At 37.7% G+C, this 18,829-nt stretch carries 19 protein-coding genes; 17 read left to right on the top strand and 2 right to left on the bottom strand.

Annotated features, from left to right (window positions below; all coding sequences use genetic code 11):
- Positions 1 to 125: 125 nt before the first annotated feature.
- Complete coding sequence (locus tag EVI01_RS00645; RefSeq protein ID WP_010751034.1) at positions 126 to 722, top strand: ECF transporter S component; 597 nt, start codon at positions 126 to 128, stop codon at positions 720 to 722.
- A 410-nt stretch (positions 723 to 1,132) separates the two neighbouring features.
- Here the strand turns inward: EVI01_RS00645 and EVI01_RS00640 are convergent, their stop codons facing one another.
- Complete coding sequence (locus EVI01_RS00640; RefSeq protein ID WP_010751033.1) at positions 1,133 to 1,534, bottom strand: ribonuclease HI family protein; 402 nt, start codon at positions 1,532 to 1,534, stop codon at positions 1,133 to 1,135.
- A 75-nt stretch (positions 1,535 to 1,609) separates the two neighbouring features.
- On the opposite strand from EVI01_RS00640, the gene EVI01_RS00635 reads away from it, so the two are divergent.
- Both EVI01_RS00635 and EVI01_RS00630 read left to right on the top strand, forming a co-directional pair.
- Complete coding sequence (locus EVI01_RS00635; protein WP_146811485.1) at positions 1,610 to 2,035, top strand: EbsA family protein; 426 nt, start codon at positions 1,610 to 1,612, stop codon at positions 2,033 to 2,035.
- A 272-nt stretch (positions 2,036 to 2,307) separates the two neighbouring features.
- Complete coding sequence (locus tag EVI01_RS00630; RefSeq protein WP_081630625.1) at positions 2,308 to 2,661, top strand: VanZ family protein; 354 nt, start codon at positions 2,308 to 2,310, stop codon at positions 2,659 to 2,661.
- A 197-nt stretch (positions 2,662 to 2,858) separates the two neighbouring features.
- Here the strand turns inward: EVI01_RS00630 and EVI01_RS00625 are convergent, their stop codons facing one another.
- Positions 2,859 to 3,062, bottom strand: a complete 204-nt coding sequence (locus EVI01_RS00625) for a cold-shock protein (protein WP_010751030.1) — start codon at positions 3,060 to 3,062, stop codon at positions 2,859 to 2,861.
- Positions 3,063 to 3,245: 183 nt separating this feature from the next.
- On the opposite strand from EVI01_RS00625, the gene EVI01_RS00620 reads away from it, so the two are divergent.
- The 14 genes from EVI01_RS00620 to pyrF all read left to right on the top strand — a co-directional run bounded on the left by EVI01_RS00620 (position 3,246) and on the right by pyrF (position 18,827).
- Positions 3,246 to 4,916, top strand: coding sequence for a formate--tetrahydrofolate ligase (locus EVI01_RS00620; RefSeq protein WP_010751029.1), 1,671 nt, complete (start codon positions 3,246 to 3,248; stop codon positions 4,914 to 4,916).
- A 261-nt stretch (positions 4,917 to 5,177) separates the two neighbouring features.
- Entirely contained in the window at positions 5,178 to 5,564 is a 387-nt protein-coding gene (locus EVI01_RS00615) for a hypothetical protein (protein ID WP_010751028.1), read from the top strand.
- On the top strand, positions 5,551 to 6,249 hold the full coding sequence (locus tag EVI01_RS00610) for a CBS domain-containing protein (protein WP_010751027.1): 699 nt from the start codon (positions 5,551 to 5,553) through the stop codon (positions 6,247 to 6,249). The genes EVI01_RS00615 and EVI01_RS00610 overlap by 14 nt, the downstream gene beginning before the upstream one ends.
- Positions 6,250 to 6,253: 4 nt before the next feature.
- Positions 6,254 to 6,718: a signal peptidase II gene (gene lspA, locus EVI01_RS00605; RefSeq protein WP_010751026.1), complete on the top strand. Its 465-nt coding sequence runs from the start codon at positions 6,254 to 6,256 to the stop codon at positions 6,716 to 6,718.
- A complete protein-coding gene (locus tag EVI01_RS00600; RefSeq protein ID WP_010751025.1) occupies positions 6,715 to 7,626 on the top strand; it encodes an RluA family pseudouridine synthase in 912 nt (303 codons plus the stop codon). Before lspA ends, EVI01_RS00600 begins: the two co-directional genes overlap by 4 nt.
- 239 nt (positions 7,627 to 7,865) lie before the next feature.
- The gene (pyrR, locus tag EVI01_RS00595; protein ID WP_010751024.1) at positions 7,866 to 8,405 is read left to right on the top strand and encodes a bifunctional pyr operon transcriptional regulator/uracil phosphoribosyltransferase PyrR; all 540 of its coding nucleotides are present in this window, start codon (positions 7,866 to 7,868) and stop codon (positions 8,403 to 8,405) included.
- Between the two features lie 13 nt (positions 8,406 to 8,418).
- Positions 8,419 to 9,702, top strand: a complete 1,284-nt coding sequence (locus EVI01_RS00590) for a solute carrier family 23 protein (protein WP_010751023.1) — start codon at positions 8,419 to 8,421, stop codon at positions 9,700 to 9,702.
- Between the two features lie 12 nt (positions 9,703 to 9,714).
- Positions 9,715 to 10,641 (top strand): aspartate carbamoyltransferase catalytic subunit, encoded by a 927-nt coding sequence (locus EVI01_RS00585; RefSeq protein WP_010751022.1) that lies wholly within the window; start codon positions 9,715 to 9,717, stop codon positions 10,639 to 10,641.
- A gap of 18 nt (positions 10,642 to 10,659) precedes the next feature.
- Positions 10,660 to 11,940 carry a dihydroorotase gene (pyrC, locus tag EVI01_RS00580; RefSeq protein WP_010751021.1) on the top strand — a complete coding sequence of 427 codons (1,281 nt, stop codon included), beginning with the start codon at positions 10,660 to 10,662 and terminating at the stop codon, positions 11,938 to 11,940.
- 5 nt (positions 11,941 to 11,945) lie between these two features.
- Complete coding sequence (locus EVI01_RS00575) at positions 11,946 to 13,022, top strand: carbamoyl phosphate synthase small subunit (RefSeq protein WP_010751020.1); 1,077 nt, start codon at positions 11,946 to 11,948, stop codon at positions 13,020 to 13,022.
- 2 nt (positions 13,023 to 13,024) lie between these two features.
- Positions 13,025 to 16,210, top strand: a complete 3,186-nt coding sequence (gene carB, locus EVI01_RS00570) for a carbamoyl-phosphate synthase large subunit (RefSeq protein ID WP_010751019.1) — start codon at positions 13,025 to 13,027, stop codon at positions 16,208 to 16,210.
- Between the two features lie 204 nt (positions 16,211 to 16,414).
- Positions 16,415 to 17,191 carry a dihydroorotate dehydrogenase electron transfer subunit gene (locus EVI01_RS00565; protein ID WP_010751018.1) on the top strand — a complete coding sequence of 259 codons (777 nt, stop codon included), beginning with the start codon at positions 16,415 to 16,417 and terminating at the stop codon, positions 17,189 to 17,191.
- Positions 17,188 to 18,120 (top strand): dihydroorotate dehydrogenase, encoded by a 933-nt coding sequence (locus EVI01_RS00560; RefSeq protein ID WP_010751017.1) that lies wholly within the window; start codon positions 17,188 to 17,190, stop codon positions 18,118 to 18,120. Before EVI01_RS00565 ends, EVI01_RS00560 begins: the two co-directional genes overlap by 4 nt.
- A complete protein-coding gene (gene pyrF, locus EVI01_RS00555; protein WP_010751016.1) occupies positions 18,117 to 18,827 on the top strand; it encodes an orotidine-5'-phosphate decarboxylase in 711 nt (236 codons plus the stop codon). The genes EVI01_RS00560 and pyrF overlap by 4 nt, the downstream gene beginning before the upstream one ends.
- Positions 18,828 to 18,829: the final 2 nt, after the last annotated feature.

Raw genomic sequence — 18,829 nt, 5'->3', positions numbered from 1 at the left:
GATGACCAAGGTAGAGGGGAGTATGTTTCAATCATTGATTATTGTAGGAGTTTTTTTGTATGTGGTAGTGATTAGTTGACAAACAGCTAAAACCTTTTACGATTAATATAAAAGGAGGCGTTAAAATGAATAGTAAAAATAAAACTTTTCGCTTAGTACTTCGAGCTATTTTATTAGCCATTATCATTGTTCAAGCAATGGTGCCATGGTTGGGATTTATACCGCTAGGGTTTATTAGTTTGACTATTATTCACATCACTGTTATTGTAGCAGCTGTTGTTTTAGGACCAAAAGATGGAATGGTGATCGGATTGTTTTGGGGGATTGCGACGATCATTAGAGCTTATGCTATGCCAACCACACCATTTGATACCTTGGTCTTTACAAATCCGATCATCTCTGTTGTGCCACGTGTATTAGTCGGTTTGGTGGCAGGTATTGTGTTTCATTTTCTTTATCGTCGTTATCACTCGGTGGTTGTGGGATCTGTCCTTGCAGGAGTCCTTGGTTCATTGGTTAATACTATCCTTGTTTTAGGATTTATGGGTTTATTTTATACCGGTGCGACTGCCAGCGCTTATGGAGTAGATGCATCGCTTTTATTTAAAACATTAGCAGGAGTGGCAGCTATTAATGGGATTCCTGAAGCAATTGGTGCAGGAGTAATTACACCTCTTCTAGCTAAAGTGTTGTTTGCAGCCACACCACTTAAACCAGAATAACTCTATAAAGATAGAGGAAAGTAAAACCCTATCGTGATTTGCAACGGACAAAGTAGCAGTTGTTGATTGGTATATAGACCATTATCAGGTTGTGGAGATTGCACTGATTTCAAGTAATGTATTTAGTAGTACAGATGGAAATAATCGTTGAACTAGAGGATATGATCATTTAGACTTAACTAAAGTCAACGAAATCAAGATTAGGATAGGAAAGGACTTTTAAAAGACTTCAAAAAGACTCTTGATATTGGATTCGTTTGTCGTCCATAAAGGCAAAAATTCAATCAACAGCTGAGGCATTAAAAAAGTGGAACGAAAGATATAGGATCATTCATTAGTTGAAGCATAACTATTTGTTGTGTGTAAGACTTTAAAAAGACTTTTTGGGTTAAACCGAAAAGTCTTTTTACTTATGCTTTCAATTGTTTTTGTAAGGCTTGTCTAGCTAAATTGTCTGCACCTTTGTTTTTATTTTCAGGAATCCATTGCAAAATTAACAAATGAAAATTGGGAAGTAATTGCTTAATTTTTTCTAAGTAGCAAAAGAAACTGCTATTTTCTGTATGATTTTTATCAACAGTTGATACTAACACTTTACTATCGGAATAGCACAAAATTGTTTCATTATTTAAACCTTTTTCTTTTAGAAATTCTAAAGTTTTTAAAAAGACTTCGAACTCTGCTTGATGATTGGAACCTTTTGAAAGAGGGATAGACAGTTGTTCTTGCTTATTTTCATGAACAATTAATATACCGCCACCACTTGGTCCTGGGTTGCCTTTTGTAGAAGCATCAATGTATACTTTTAACATAAGGAAACTCTCCTTTTTATAAAAATGGTGTTATGCTATAATTATACCATTATAAAATAAATGTGAGGTTGAAGAATGAAAAAAATAATTCGCTGGCAGCCAGAATGGGCGCAGACGATCATCTATTGGTCATTATCTTTGATCATTTTCTTTTTCAGTTTGATTTTATCTCTTGAAAATACTCGACCTTATTGGAAAAGTAATTTAATAATGGGCTTATTTTTAGTCTTTTTATTTCTTGGGTATAGACGCTCTTTTATTTTAACCACTCAGTCCATCAAAGTTCGCTATGCAGCTTTTTGGAAAGATAAGGTCATTCGACTTCAAGAAATCGATTCAGTGACTCCAATGAAAAAGGGCATTAAAATAAAATATATTGGACAAAAAGAACCATCACTTTACCTTATGCCTAAGAAAGGGGAAACGGCTTTTCTGTTATATATTCAGACAAACGAAGAAAAAAACATCCAAAAATTAAATACGCAAACAAACGAAAACTGAATGAGTATCTTTCTTCAATCGCACTATCATTGTCAATTTCAATTGTAAAGTATTCAATGGATTATTTCTTGGAAGACACAAGGAATAATCCTTTTATTTCATTTTCTTAATCCACACTGTAAATAAAATATTGCCTTTTTTTACGTATATACATAAAAAAGACAATATTTTTCATACGCTTCATTATTCGAAAAAGCGTTTGTACTTATAGTTAATAAAAAAGAACAAGGAAAAGTAGATGACCATTAAAAGGATAAAAATAGAAAAAGGAAATTTACCTACTTCTTTTCAAAAATATTCGAATACGAGGATTTGAAGGCAATCCATTGTTCTTTATTTCAGACTCTATAAATGGAGATCCAATAATCGTTTGGCTAAATCTACTCATGTTTATACCATTAGGATGGATATTAGCGTTAAATAAAAGAAATTTAGGGCTAGTGATTCTAGGTCTTTTTTTAATCGAAGTTGCGCAATATGTTTTTTATTTAGGAATATTCGATGCAGGAGACATACTGACAAATACTGCGGGTTTTGTCGTGGGAACCATCATAAAGAAAGGTTTGTTTCATCAAGACGTAGTTAAAATAGTGAGTTTGTTTGAAACAAAAAGAAGCGTTTCATGAGACCCTCGTTAATCGAAGCGTTCAATTGCGATGAGGAAGAAGAAAGCGAGCATCAACACTGACATTCTTAGTAACAAAAATAGAGGACAAATTCAATATCAACTGAATTTGTCCTCTATTTTTAACATGTTCATACGAACTTCTTATCTATTTCGTTTTAAAAAGGCAATATTTTTTATTAATTTCTTACTTTTTTCTTAGATCATTTTTTTTACATGAGCCGCTTGTGTTCCGCGGTTTCCTTCAATTACCTCGAATTCTACGAGTTGATTTTCTTCAAGAGTTTTGAAACCGTCTTCTTCGATTGCGGTAAAATGGACGAATATTTCTTCTGTCTCATCATAGCTAATAAATCCATAGCCTTTTTTATTGTCAAACCATTTCACTGTTCCTGTGGTCAAAGCTCTCACGACCTTTCTAAAGTCTGATCATAGCTTACATTATAAAGAGTATTTATATATACGTCAATTAAATTAAAAAAACAATTTTTACTATTTTTTTTTAATTTAAAACAAGGTATAATAACGATAACTGAACAAATTCTTTTATTTGTGAAATTAAAGTTCGTGTAAAGGGGTAATTTGATGAAGAGTGATCTACAAATCTCACAAGAAACAGAGCTAAAACCGATAATTGAAATTGCTAGAAAATTAGGTATCGAAGAAGATAACTTAGAGCTTTATGGAAAATATAAAGCAAAAATCAATTTTTCTACAATGAATCAATTAAAGGAAAAGTCAGAGGGCCACTTAATTTTAGTGACATCGATTAATCCGACTCCTGCAGGTGAAGGGAAATCAACTGTTACAGTTGGTTTAGGCGATGCCTTGAATAAGCTTGAAAAAAAAGCGGTCATTGCTTTAAGAGAGCCATCTCTTGGACCTGTAATGGGAATCAAAGGTGGAGCAGCTGGCGGAGGATACGCCCAAGTCTTGCCGATGGAAGATATCAACTTACATTTTACTGGCGATATGCATGCGATCACTTCTGCGAATAATGCATTATCCGCTTTTTTAGATAATCATATTCACCAAGGAAACGAATTAAATATCGATGCTCGACGCGTGATTTGGAAACGGGTGGTTGATTTAAATGACCGTGAGCTTAGAAAAGTAATTGTCGGATTAGGTGGTCCAATTCAAGGTGTTCCAAGAGAAGATGGGTTTGATATAACAGTGGCCAGTGAAATTATGGAGATTTTGTGTTTAGCTAGAGACATTGATGATTTAAAAGCACGTTTAGCTCGTATTGTTGTAGGCTATACTTTTGATCGCCACCCCATTACTGCCGGTGATCTTAAAGTTGAAGGAGCATTGACACTCTTATTAAAAGAAGCCATTAAACCAAATTTGGTTCAAACCATTTATGGCACGCCAGCTTTTGTTCATGGTGGTCCTTTTGCGAATATTGCACATGGATGTAATAGTGTATTAGCTACAGAAACAGCATTGAAACTAAGTGACTATGTGGTGACGGAAGCTGGTTTCGGTGCAGATTTAGGTGGAGAAAAATTCTTGGACATTAAAGTCCCTAATTTAAAAAAAGCGCCTAATGCCATTGTCATTGTAGCAACTGTTCGTGCCTTAAAAATGCACGGAGGAGTAACGAAAGATCAATTACAAATAGAAAATTTAGAAGCGTTGAAAAAAGGTTTTAGTAACTTAAAACGTCACATCCGAAATATGGAAACCTATCGTATCCCTGTACTTGTAGCAATAAATGAATTTGTGACAGACACTGAAGCGGAACTTTCTTTATTAGAGCATCTTTGTGAAGATCAGGGAGTAATTGCTAAGCGTACAAGTGTCTGGGCACATGGTGCGGATGGAGGCATTGAACTAGCAAAAGCTGTGGTAAGAGCAATAGAGAATCAGCAAGCAGACTATCGACCGTTATACCAGCTAGAAGATACAATTGAAGAAAAAGTAGAAGCCATCGTAAAAAAAATCTACGGTGGAGTGGGCGTTTCTTTTAGTAAAAAAGCGGAAAAACAAACGAAAGAATTTGTTACGAATGGCTGGGATAAATTGCCAATCTGTATGGCAAAAACACAATATTCTTTTTCTGATGACCCGACCCTTTTAGGTGCACCAGAAGGCTTTACGATCACGATTCGTGAATTTGTCCCTAAATTAGGTGCAGGATTTATTGTGGCATTGACAGGTGATGTCATGACCATGCCGGGACTTCCTAAAAGACCAGCTGCTTTAAATATGGACGTAACTAGTGATGGAGAAGTCATTGGGTTGTTCTAATTAAATTAGTTTCCTAACAAGAGCAGAGAAAACTGCTCTTGTTTCTTGTGTTTTTTTCTCATTCTTTCTTATGATTTGGATGAAATATTTTTGAGTTTCACCAATGAATGAAAAAGTGAACAGTCGTAAGATGAAAGCTAAGGATAAATATGGCCGATTTTCGAGAAACGACTCTTAGTACTTTCATTCAATGGTTCATAGACATTCCCTTCCTTGTTCTTCTATTTTAAGGTATACTAAATAATAATAAGGAGGCGTATGATGGAAATTCAATTGTCAAGACGAACCGGTTTTTATGGAATGGGGAGCCCCATCCAATTACGAATAGATGGCAAGAAAAAGCAGTTTTTGGCTCATAATCAGTCTGTTCTGTTGGAAGTAGATCCACCATTTACTATGCAAGTTTCATTTTATTGGTTAAAAAGTCCTGTATATACCATAACGCATCCGAGTAAGCAATATGTCATCACGATGAATCTTTTGTTACTACAAATGTATCCATTATTATTTTTGGCTAGTGGCGTAAGTACATTCTACGTGCCACACTTTTTATATCGTTTATTTGTTATACTTGGGATGATTGGTTTCTTTTTTTATATCAAAAATAAAGCTTACGTGATCAAGGAGGAATACAATGGCCAACTCTGATATTTTTTTGAGCAGTTTTAATCGAATTGAAAAATGGATGAGAGACAAAATCGGCGATGCGAAAAATATGGGATTTACCGAACTAGTTCGTCGACTTGCTCAAAGAAAAAATGGAGTCATTCGTAAGTATGAAGAAGACTTGCTACAACTGGCACAATTAAGAAATGCCATTGTTCATGATCGGATTGCTGTTGATTTCGTAATTGCTGAGCCAAACGAGTGGGCAGTAAATAAGATCCAACATATTGAACAGGAATTGATTCGACCTGAAATGGTTTTACCTCGTTTTGCCAAACATGTCACTGGATTTGAACGAGATTTACCTTTGCTTGAGTTGTTAGACACCATAGCCAAAAAGAGATATTCACAATTTCCTTTATACAATAAAGGAAAATTCGAAGCATTAGTGACGTTACGTATCATTGGTTTTTGGTTAGCAAAAGAAAGCCAGAAAGGAACCATTGATTTGACCCATAAAAAAGCGGCAGATTTGATTTTTAAAGATGGAAAATATACGAATTATCGTTTTGTTTCGGCAAAGACTCATATTCTTGAAGTGGAAGCGATGTTTCGTGAACAAGGAACGTTGGAAGCTGTTTTGATTACTAAAGACGGAAATCCCAATGGAAATCTATTAGGAATCATTAGGCCAAGAGATATTTATCAACATGTAGAAAAGGAATGATTTTTTGTTAGCAATTTATTTTATTATCAGTGGATTACTGATCGGATTAGATCAGTGGGTAAAATGGTGGATCGTCAATGATTTGTCATTAGGAGAAACGAAAAACTTGATTCCTGACGTATTGTCTTTGAATCACATTCGAAACACAGGTGCTGCTTGGAGTATGTTAGAAGGGAAAATGTGGTTATTTGCTATAATCACAATCATTGCGGTTATTGTCGTTGTCACTTTGATGATTAAAAATCAAAGAAAAGGGAGTCGTTGGCTAATGATCGGTTTAAGTTTAATTTTAGCTGGTGCGATCGGTAATTTTATTGATCGTGTACGACTTGGTTATGTGGTGGACATGTTCCAAACCGATTTTATGAACTTTCCTATTTTTAATGTAGCAGATATCACGCTGGTCTGTGGTGTCGTTTGTATTTTGATATATATAATTTTAGATGAAAAGGAACAAGGGAAAAAATGACAGAATTAAAAGCAACGATTCAACAAGAGTCGGGAAGAATCGATAAAGTAATTACGCATTTGTTTGATGACTACAGTCGTTCGCAAGTCCAACTTTGGTTAAAAGAAGGAGCTGTTTCGGTCAATGGACAAGTAGTGAAAGCTAATTACAAAGTGAGACAAAAGGATGAAGTAATTATTGACGTGCCGGAACCAGAAAAATTATCGATTCAAGCAGAAGACATTCCGTTAGAAATCGTTTATGAAGATGAAGCTGTGGCCGTTATCAATAAACCACAAGGGATGGTGGTTCATCCATCTGCCGGACACCCGAATGGAACAATGGTCAATGCATTGATGTATCACATAAAAAAACTTTCTACCATCAATGGCGTCATTCGTCCAGGAATTGTTCACCGAATTGATAAAGATACTTCAGGATTATTAATGGTGGCAAAAAATGATCAGGCACATGAATCTTTGGCAAAACAATTAAAAGATAAAACCTCTTTAAGAAAATATGTGGCTCTTGTCCATGGGGTGATCCCTCATGAAAAAGGAACGATCAATGCGCCGATTGGCCGATCCAAAGTGAATCGTAAAATGCAAGCCATTCGAGAAGACGGAAAGCCGGCAGTGACTCATTTTAAGGTCTTGGAACGTTTTAATGATTTTACATTGGTAGAGTTAACGTTAGAAACTGGCCGTACCCATCAGATTCGCGTGCATATGAAATATATTGGCTATCCTTTAGCAGGTGATCCGGTTTATGGCCCAAGTAAGACTTTAAAGGGGAACGGACAATTTCTTCATGCTAAATTATTAGGCTTCACGCATCCAGTCACTGGACAACAAATGGTATTTGAAGCCCCTCTTCCAGAGATCTTCGAAAAAACATTAGAAAAATTAAGGAAAAATGTTGCAATTTAAATAAAATAACGGTATAGTATTTAACAACGAAAGAATAAAAAAACTTCATATTGGTTCCTTTAAGTTTAGTCCCGTGAGGCTAAGAAGGGTGTGAGCAAAAGTCATATGGTGCGCCATATCGAAAGTTGTTCAATGACGTAGTATAACTATAAGTGTATCTAAGTGTACACTCAGTCTAGACATTCCTCCTGTCCTCTATAGGGCAGGAGTTTTTTTGTGTAAAAAATGGAGGGAAAAACATGCAAGCAAAAGAAGTGATCGATCAAGTCACAATGAAGCGTGCATTGACACGTATTACGTATGAAATTATTGAAAGAAATCACGATATTCAAGACATTGTCTTAGTTGGAATTAAAACAAGAGGAATCTATATTGCGGCAAGAGTCGCGGAACGTTTGAAGCAACTGGAAGGAATTGATGTACCAGTTGGTGAGTTAGATATTACGCTTTACCGAGACGATAAAAAAGAAACACCCGAAGAACCTGAACTTCACTCTTCTGACATTCCTGTTTCCTTAGAAGGAAAAGAAGTCATTTTGATTGATGATGTACTCTATACAGGGAGAACGATACGAGCGGCGATGGATGCAGTCATGGACTTTGGTCGTCCACGGAAAATTTCTCTGGCTGTTCTAGTCGATCGTGGACATCGAGAATTACCCATTCGTGCAGACTACGTGGGTAAAAACATTCCAACGTCTAAAGCAGAAGAAATCCTCGTAGAGATGCAAGAATTAGACGGGAAGGATCGTATCATGATCTTAAAAGAGGAAGAATAGAAGGAGCAAAATCATGTCAGAAAAGAAAAAATTTCATAATAACAGTGTAGTTTTAGATATCCATGATCGCCCAAAAGTAGGGCATTGGGTGGGATTAAGCTTACAGCACTTGTTTACAATGTTTGGTGCGACTGTCCTTGTTCCGATTTTAGTAGGAATCGATCCAGGAATTGCCTTAGTCAGTTCAGGATTAGGAACGCTCGTTTATCTTTTTACTACAAAAGGGAAAATCCCAGCTTATTTAGGAAGTAGTTTTGCTTTTATTGCAGCCATGCAAATGCTGATGAAGACAGACGGTTACCCAGCAATTGCCCAAGGAGCTGTAACCACAGGCCTTGTTTACTTGATTGTTGCTTTGATCATTAAAAAAATTGGCTCTGCTTGGTTAGATAAAATCTTACCACCGATTGTTGTAGGACCAGTTATTATGGTTATCGGTCTAGGGCTTGCGGCCAATGCGGCAAGTAACGCCATGTACAATCAAGGAAATTACGATTTTAAATATATCGCTGTCGCGTTGATTACATTAGCATTAACCATTTTCTTCAATATGTGGTTAAAAGGATTCTTAGGATTGATCCCCATTTTACTAGGCATTATTTGTGGCTATATCGTGGCATTATTGTTTGGGATCGTTGATACAAAACCAATTGCAGAGGCTGCTTGGTTAGCCTTTCCAAATTTCGAAATTCCCTTTGTTCAGTATGAGCCTAAGCTTTATCTAGGCGCAATCACTACCATGGCTCCAATTGCTTTTGTCACGATGACGGAACACATTGGTCATTTAATGGTATTGAATAAATTGACAAAACGTAATTTTTTTGAAGAACCAGGATTACACAAAACGCTGATGGGTGATGGTCTAGCACAAATTGTTGCAGCCTTTGTTGGTGGTCCGCCAGTTACTAGTTATGGAGAAAATATTGGTGTTTTGGCAATCACTAGGGTACACAGCGTATTCGTCATCGGTGGCGCAGCTGTCTTTGCAGTTATTTTAGGATTTGTCGGCAAATTAAGTGCGCTGATTCTAAGTATCCCTGGACCAGTGATCTCAGGAATTAGCTTTATCTTATTCGGAGTCATTGCGGCAAGCGGAATGAAAATATTAATTGAAAATAAAATCGATTTTGATAAAAAGAAAAACTTGTTAATTGCCTCAGTGATTTTAGTAGTTGGTATTGGAGGCTTAGTCTTTGAAGTAGGAACATTTACTTTATCTGCCATGGCCTTAGCAACAGTTTTAGGCATCATCTTAAATCTTATCTTACCAGACACTTCACGTAGCGAAGAAAACTAAGGAGGAATCATCATGATCATCAAATCAGAACGTATTAGTTTAAAACATTTATTGACAGTGGAAGCTTTAACAGATCAGGAAGTCATGGGTTTGATCCGTCGCGGTCAAGAGTTAAAACAAGGAGCCAATTGGACGCCACAAAAATCTCAATATTTTGCCACTAACTTATTTTTTGAGAATAGTACAAGAACACATAAAAGTTTTGATGTTGCGGAGAAAAAATTAGGGTTAGAAGTCATTGAATTTGAAGCAAGTACGAGTTCTGTACAAAAAGGCGAGACATTATACGATACCGTTTTAACGATGTCTGCTTTAGGCGTTGATGTTGCGGTTATTCGCCACGGCGATGAAAATTACTACGATGAATTGATCCAAAGTAAGACGATCCAATGTTCAATTATCAACGGTGGGGATGGTAGCGGCCAGCATCCTACACAATGTTTACTGGATTTGATGACAATTTATGAAGAGTTTGGTTATTTTGAAGGATTAAAAGTTGCGATCGTTGGAGACATTACGCATTCACGTGTAGCAAAATCAAACATGCAGATGCTGAAGCGTTTAGGAGCGCAAGTTTTCTTCTCTGGCCCTAGAGAATGGTATGATGAAGAATTTGAAGTTTACGGACACTATCTTCCGTTAGATGAATTATTAGACCAAGTAGATGTAATGATGATGTTACGTGTACAGCATGAACGTCACGATGGCAAAGAAAGTTTTTCAAAAGAGTCATATCATCAAGAATACGGCTTGACAGTAGAACGAGCGAAGAAATTAAAAAAACATGCTATTATCATGCATCCAGCACCTGTCAATCGAGACGTGGAACTAGCAGATTCACTCGTGGAAGGATTACAGTCACGAATTGTTCAGCAAATGAGCAACGGTGTTTTTGTGAGAATGGCTATTTTAGAAGCGGTATTAAACGGAAAAGCGTAGAACTAGGAGGAAGAAAAGATGAAAACACTCATTAAAAACGGTCAAATCAATACAAGAAAAAATGAAACAACAACAGCAGCAATTTGGATCGAAGAAGGAAGAATCAAAGCCATTGGGGAAAGTTTTTCCGAGACTGAATTTGATGAAGTGTTTGATGCAAAGGGGCAATTGATTACACCTGGTTTAGTGGATGTGCATGTCCACTTAAGAGAGCCAGGATTTACATACAAGGAGACAATCGCAGCTGGAACAAAAGCTGCGGCTAGAGGTGGATTTACCACAGTATGTGCTATGCCTAATCTGAACCCTGTACCTGATACACCAGAGAAGTTGAAACAAGTCTACGAGTTGATCAAACAAGACGCTGTAGTAAAAGTATTACAATATGCACCGATTACCGAAAATCTACGAAGTGAAGTATTAGTTGACCAAGAAGCGATGATTCAAGAAGGAGCCTTTGCGTTTACTAACGATGGTGTCGGTGTTCAAACTGCTGGAACGATGTATTTAGCCATGAAAGAAGCAGCAAAAAATAAGAAAGCACTGGTTGCTCACACAGAAGATGAATCGTTATTATTTGGGGGAGTGATGCACGCAGGTGAAAAAGCCAAAGAACTTGGGTTGCCAGGAATTTTAAGTGTCACTGAATCTTCACAAATCGCACGGGATTTACTTTTAGCAGAAGCTACTGGTGTTCATTATCATGTTTGCCACGTTTCGACAAAAGAAAGTGTACGAGTGATTCGTGATGCTAAAAAAGCAGGAATCCATGTGACAGCAGAAGTTTCTCCGCATCATTTGATTTTGATTGATGAAGATATCCCAGAAGACTTTGGATTTTGGAAAATGAATCCTCCATTAAGAGGAAAAGAAGATCGGGAAGCTTTGATTGAAGGTTTACTGGATGGCACGATTGACTGCATTGCCACTGATCATGCGCCTCATGGCTTAGAAGAAAAAAGCAAGAGTTTCTTAGAATCACCTTTTGGTATTGTGGGTAGTGAAACAGCCTTTCAATTAATCTATACCCATTTTGTTGAAACAAATCGTTTTACATTAGAACAAGTGATCAATTGGATGGCCACAAAACCAGCTGAAATCTTCCAGCTAAATGCAGGAGTACTGAAGATCGGTGCACCCGCAGACTTAGCCATCTTCGATATTGCACATTCAACGACCATTGATAAAAAGGATTTCTTATCAAAAGGAGAAAATACGCCTTTTGTTGGTTGGAATGTGAAAGGTGAAACCTTATTCACCTTTGTAGATGGAAAACTAGCGTGGCAAAAGGAGGCGTAAGAAAAATGGAACGAATGTTGATTCTAGAAGACGGCACAGTATTTAAAGGAAAAGCGTTTGGCGCAAGCGCTAATGTATTTGGTGAAATTGTTTTTACAACCAGTATGACAGGGTATCAGGAAACGATCACCGATCAAAGTTTTAACGGTCAGATTATTACTTTTACTTATCCAATGGTAGGAAATTACGGGGTCAACCGTGATGATTATGAATCGATTTCACCTACTTGTAAAGGTGTAGTAGTGAAAGAGCATGCACGAGTTGCCTCTAACTGGCGCAGTCAAATAACATTAGATGAATTTTTAAAACGTAAAGGAATTCCTGGAATATCAGGAATTGATACCCGCGCATTAACGAGAAAAATTCGTCAAGTTGGTACGATGAAAGCGAGTATTGTCGATGCAGGAGATTCCTTTGAACATGCATTTGATCAATTAAAAGCGACCGTTCTTCCTACTAATCAAGTCCAACAAGTTTCAACGAACAAACCCTATCCAAGTCCTGGAACAGGAAAAAATGTCGTGGTAATTGATTTTGGATTGAAACATAGTATTTTACGAGAATTAAGTAAAAGAAACTGCAATTTAACGGTTTTACCATATAATACAGATGCAAAAACTATCCTTTCTCTTGCTCCTGATGGCGTGATGTTAACCAATGGACCTGGTGATCCAAAAGATGTACCAGAAGCAATTGAAATGATTCGTGAAATCCAAGGGAAAATACCAATTTTTGGTATCTGCTTAGGTCACCAGCTGTTTGCATTAGCGAATGGTGCAGACACTTATAAAATGAAATTTGGTCATCGTGGCTTGAATCATCCCGTTCGAGAAGTTGCTACGGGTAGAATCGATTTCACATCTCAAAATCATGGGTACGCAGTAGATGAACAAACAGTCGATCCTGAACGTTTAATGGTGACACACGTGGAAGTCAATGATGGAACGGTCGAAGGCGTTAAGCATCGTCATTATCCAGCTTTTAGTGTGCAATTTCATCCTGATGCAGCTCCGGGTCCACATGATGCCCTTCATTTATTTGATGAATTTATGGAAATGATGGATGCAGGAGAGGAGAAATAAACATGCCAAAACGTACAGATATTAAAAAAATTATGGTCATTGGTTCTGGACCGATTATTATCGGACAAGCAGCAGAATTTGATTACGCAGGAACACAAGCTTGTCTGGCTTTAAAAGAAGAAGGGTATGAGGTGGTATTAGTCAATTCCAATCCTGCAACCATCATGACCGATAAAGAAATTGCGGATCAAGTATATATTGAACCAATTACATTAGAATTTGTCTCAAGAATTTTACGAAAAGAACGTCCAGATGCTTTGTTGCCGACATTAGGCGGACAAACTGGACTAAATATGGCGATGGAACTAGCAGAATCTGGAATCTTAGATGAACTAGGAATTGAGCTGTTAGGAACAAAATTATCGGCAATTGATCAAGCAGAAGACCGTGATTTATTTAAAAAGTTGATGGAAGAATTAAACCAACCTATCCCCGAATCTGAAATCGTTACAACAGTGGAAGATGCTGTTGCTTTTGCAAATAAAATTGGTTATCCGATCATCGTCCGCCCGGCATTCACGCTTGGTGGTACAGGTGGTGGTATGTGTAAAAATGAAGAAGAGCTTCGTGTAATTGCTGAAAATGGTCTTAGTTTGTCACCCGTTACTCAGTGTTTAATTGAAAGAAGTATCGCTGGGTTTAAAGAAATTGAATATGAAGTGATGCGAGATTCAGCAGATAACGCTATTGTTGTTTGTAACATGGAGAACTTTGATCCAGTGGGTATTCATACGGGAGATTCCATCGTATTTGCTCCAAGTCAAACGTTGTCTGATCATGAATACCAAATGTTGCGTGATGCTTCATTATCCATTATCCGTGCTTTAAAAATCGAAGGTGGTTGTAATGTTCAATTAGCTCTTGACCCACATAGCTTCAATTACTACGTCATCGAGGTTAACCCACGTGTTTCACGCTCTTCTGCATTAGCGAGTAAAGCCACCGGTTATCCAATTGCGAAATTAGCAGCGAAAATTGCTTTAGGTTTAACCCTTGATGAAATGAAAAATCCAGTCACAGGAACAACTTATGCTGAATTTGAACCAGCACTTGATTATGTTGTAGCCAAAATACCTCGTTGGCCTTTTGATAAATTTGAAAATGGCGAACGAGTATTAGGAACACAAATGAAAGCGACTGGTGAAGTCATGGCTATTGGTAGAAATATTGAAGAGTCTCTTTTAAAAGCAGTCCGCTCTCTGGAAATTGGAACGCATCATCTAGAACTTCCAGAATTAAAAGAAATAGATGATAGCACATTGATCCAAAAAGTTGTACGAGCACAAGACGACCGCTTGTTTTATGTAGCCGAAGCCATTCGCCGTGGGTATCCAATTGAAGATATTGCCGACTTAACAAAGATTGATTTATTTTTCTTAGATAAATTGCTTCACATTATTGAATTAGAACAAGAATTAACGGCGCATCCTTATGACGAGCATTTGCTACAAGTTGTGAAACAAAATGGCTTTACAGATAAAAAAATTGCGGAATTGTGGAAAACTGAAGCAAAACAAGTCAGAGAATTACGGATGAAACACAACATTAAACCTGTCTATAAAATGGTTGATACTTGTGCCGCTGAATTTGAATCACAGACTCCTTATTTTTATAGCTCTTATGAAGTAGAGAATGAAAGTAAAAAATCAACCAAAGATTCTGTATTGGTTTTAGGATCTGGACCGATTCGCATTGGTCAAGGTGTAGAATTTGATTATGCGACCGTTCATTCTGTTAAAGCCATTCAACAAGCTGGCTATGAAGCAATTATCATGAATAGCAATCCAGAGACAGTCTCTACTGATTTTTCCATTTCTGATAAATTGTATTTCGAACCACTGACTTTTGAAGATATGATGAATGTCATTGAATTGGAACAACCTATTGGTGTGATCGTCCAATTTGGCGGACAAACAGCGATCAATTTAGCAGAGCCTTTAGTAAAAGCTGGAGTGAAAATTTTAGGTACGACAATTGAAGATTTAGACCGTGCAGAAAATCGTGACTTATTTGAACAAGCCTTAAGAAATCTCGAAGTACCTCAGCCGCTTGGAGATACTGCAACAAGTAAAGAAGCAGCCGTCGAAATCGCTGCAAAAATCGGTTATCCTGTTTTAGTAAGACCAAGTTACGTCTTAGGTGGCAGAGCCATGGAAATTGTTGAAAATCAGCATGATCTGGAAGATTACATGGAACATGCAGTTAAGGCGTCTCCGGAACACCCAGTTTTAATCGATCGATATTTGCTTGGAAGTGAATGTGAAGTGGATGCCATTTGTGATGGTGAAACGGTCTTAATTCCTGGGATTATGGAACATGTGGAACGGGCTGGAGTGCATTCTGGTGATTCCATGGCTGTTTATCCTCCACAGTTCCTATCAGCTGAAATTAAACAAACAATTGAAGATTATACGATTCGCTTGGCTAGAGGATTAAACTGTATCGGGATGATGAACATCCAATTCGTTATTCATGAAAATCAAGTGTATGTCATTGAAGTGAATCCACGAGCTAGTCGTACAGTTCCGTTTTTAAGTAAAGTGACAGGCATTCCAATGGCTCAGATTGCGACAAAAGTGATTTTAGGTGAAAAATTAACAGACTTAGGTTATGAAAATGGATTGTACCCAGAAGCTCCAAATGTTCACGTGAAAGCTCCTGTCTTCTCATTTACCAAACTACAACAAGTAGATACCTATTTAGGACCAGAAATGAAGTCAACTGGGGAAGTAATGGGATCAGATCAGAATTTAGACAAAGCACTATACAAAGCATTTGAAGCATCAGGACTACGTTTGCCAGATTATGGAGCTGTCTTATTTACTATTGCGGATGAAACCAAAGAAGAAGCGCTAGAATTAGCTAAACGTTTTTCAGAAATCGGCTATAGTTTATTAGCAACGAAACATACAGCTGCCTTTTTTGAAAAACATGGATTAATCGTCACACCAGTAGCTAAAATTTCTGAAAATGCAACGGAAAAAAATGTGGTAGAGCTGATTCGTGAAGGCAAAGCCCAAGTGGTGGTCAACACGATTGATAAGGATCGGGGTAATGCTTCTAAAGATGGCTTTATTATCCGCCGAGAAGCAGTGGAACATGGTATTCCATTATTTACCTCGCTTGATACAGCAGATGCGATCATTCGGGTAATGGAATCACGTGCTTTCTCAACAAAAGCAATCTAAAACAGATTTTTTCTAAAGAAGATCGATCATTTCGTCCAAGAAAAAACTCGATCGATTATAGATGAAAAAAGGGACAAAAGTGCTCTTTCTCCTTAGTGGAACCAGCGCTATAAAAATATCGTGTTTTTATATTGGAGCGGTGCATTTTTGTCTCAAATTTTATCGAACAATTGTTCACAATAAGTCTCAAAGAGGAGAGTAGATATGAAGCAAGAAATAATGAAAATTGTTCAGCAAAGACCCTTAGCACCTCGCATATATGAATTGACTTTAGAAGGAGAATTGGTTCAAGAAATGAAATTTCCTGGCCAATTTCTACACATTCGAGTACCTAGAGCGGATTTGCTTTTACGGCGACCAATCAGTATCAATTCCATTGATCGAGAAAATAACGCTTGCCGCATCATCTATCGAATCGAAGGAGACGGAACCAAAATTTTTTCCCAGTTAAACGAGGGTGATTTTTTAGATGTCTTAGGACCATTAGGGAATGGATTTGATCTATCAGGTTTAGCAAAAGACGACGAAGTATTTATCGTTGGCGGTGGCATAGGCATTCCACCACTGTATGAATTATCAAAGCAATTGAAAGAAAAAGGAATCGTGTCTACACACTTTTTGGGATTTGCATCCAAAGAAGTCATGTATTATGAAGAGGAGTTTCAAGCACTTGGTGAGACCAGAATCGCAACAGATGATGGTACTTATGGCATTCATGGAAATGTAGGTAATTTGTTGTTGAGTACCCACAAAACGCCAAAAGCAGTTTTTGCTTGTGGGGCAAATGGTCTTTTAAAAACCGTGGAGCAACTTTTTGTGAACCATCCTAACGTACAGCTGTCACTTGAATCAAGAATGGCTTGTGGCGTTGGGGCTTGTTATGCCTGTGTTTGCCACAAACCAGATGATGACACAGGAACAAAAAGTGTCAAAGTTTGCGATGAAGGACCAATTTTTAAAGCTGGGGAGGTCGTTTTATGAGTCACAATCCTTTAGCGGTCCAATTACCTGGGCTAGATTTAAAAAATCCAATCATGCCTGCAAGCGGCTGTTTTGGTTTTGGTAAAGAATACGGAAAATACTATGATTTGAATCAGCTTGGTTCCATCATGGTGAAAGCCACGACACCAAAAGCGAGATTTGGTAATCCGACCCCACGTGTAGCAGAAACACCCTCAGGAATGTTAAATGCGATCGGACTACAAAATCCAGGATTAGAAGTAGTCATGAATGAGTTATTACCTGAACTTGAGATTTATCCAGACTTACCGATCATTGCGAATGTGGCTGGCGCCTGTGAAGAAGATTACGTGGAAGTCTGTCGTAAAATTGGTCAAGCGCCAAATGTTAAAGCTATTGAATTAAATATTTCTTGTCCCAATGTCAAACATGGAGGGATTGCTTTTGGAACGGATCCAGAAGTTGCTTTTGACTTAACACAGGCAGTCAAAAAAGTAGCAAGTGTGCCAATTTATGTCAAACTCTCGCCTAATGTGACGGACATTGTTCCAATCGCTCAAGCGATTGAAAGTGGTGGGGCAGATGGTTTTACAATGATTAATACATTATTAGGAATGCGCATTGACTTAAAAACTCGTAAACCAATCTTAGCTAATCAAACGGGTGGTTTGTCAGGACCGGCCATTAAACCGGTAGCTATTCGTTTAATTAACCAAGTGGCGGCTATTTCTGACTTACCAATTATTGGGATGGGTGGCGTGCAAACAGTGGATGACGTTTTAGAAATGTTTATGGCTGGTGCCAGTGCGGTTGCTGTAGGTACAGCAAACTTTACGGATCCTTATATATGTCCTAAACTGATCAATGAACTACCTATAAGAATGGCGGAGTTAGGGATCGAATCCCTTGAACAACTAATCAGAGAAGTAAGAGAGGAACGAATGCAATGAATCAACGACCAATTATCGCTTTAGACTTTTCAACTTGGCAAGAAGTGGAGCAATTTCTGCAGTTATTTCCAGAAGATGAAAAGTTATTTGTCAAAATCGGGATGGAATTGTTTTACCAAGAAGGCCCTATTATTGTTCGTTGGTTAAAAGATGCAGGCCATGAAGTTTTCTTAGACTTAAAACTGCATGATATACCAAATACAGTTGAAAAGGCAATGCGTGGCTTAGCTAAATTAGGCGTGGATATCACTTGTGTTCATGCGGCTGGTGGGATAAAAATGATGCAAGCAGCGCTCAGAGGATTAGAAGATGGAACACCTGTCGGGAAAAAACGCCCACTATTGTTAGCTATTACGCAATTAACGTCTACTAGTGAAGAAGAAATGCATCACGATCAATTAATTCAAGTTCCTTTGGAAGAAAGTGTGATCCATTATGCTCAGTGTGCCAAAGAAGCAGGACTGGATGGTGTTGTTTCCTCTGCATTAGAAGTCAGTGCCATCAAAGAAAAAACACGAACAGACTTTGTTTGTTTAACACCAGGGATCAGACCAGAAGGAACAGTTGCCCAAGATCAAACCAGAATCGTTACGCCGGCAAAAGCACATGAGATTGGTTCAACTTTTATTGTTGTTGGACGTCCAATTACGCAAGCGAAAGATCCATACAAAGCCTATCAAACAATCAAAGAAGAATGGAGTCGATAAAT

This window comes from Enterococcus villorum (assembly GCF_007990225.1).
Lineage (GTDB): Bacteria > Bacillota > Bacilli > Lactobacillales > Enterococcaceae > Enterococcus_B > Enterococcus_B villorum.
The sequence above is the reverse complement of the archived record's forward strand: the minus strand, read 5'-3'. Positions and strand labels throughout refer to the sequence as shown.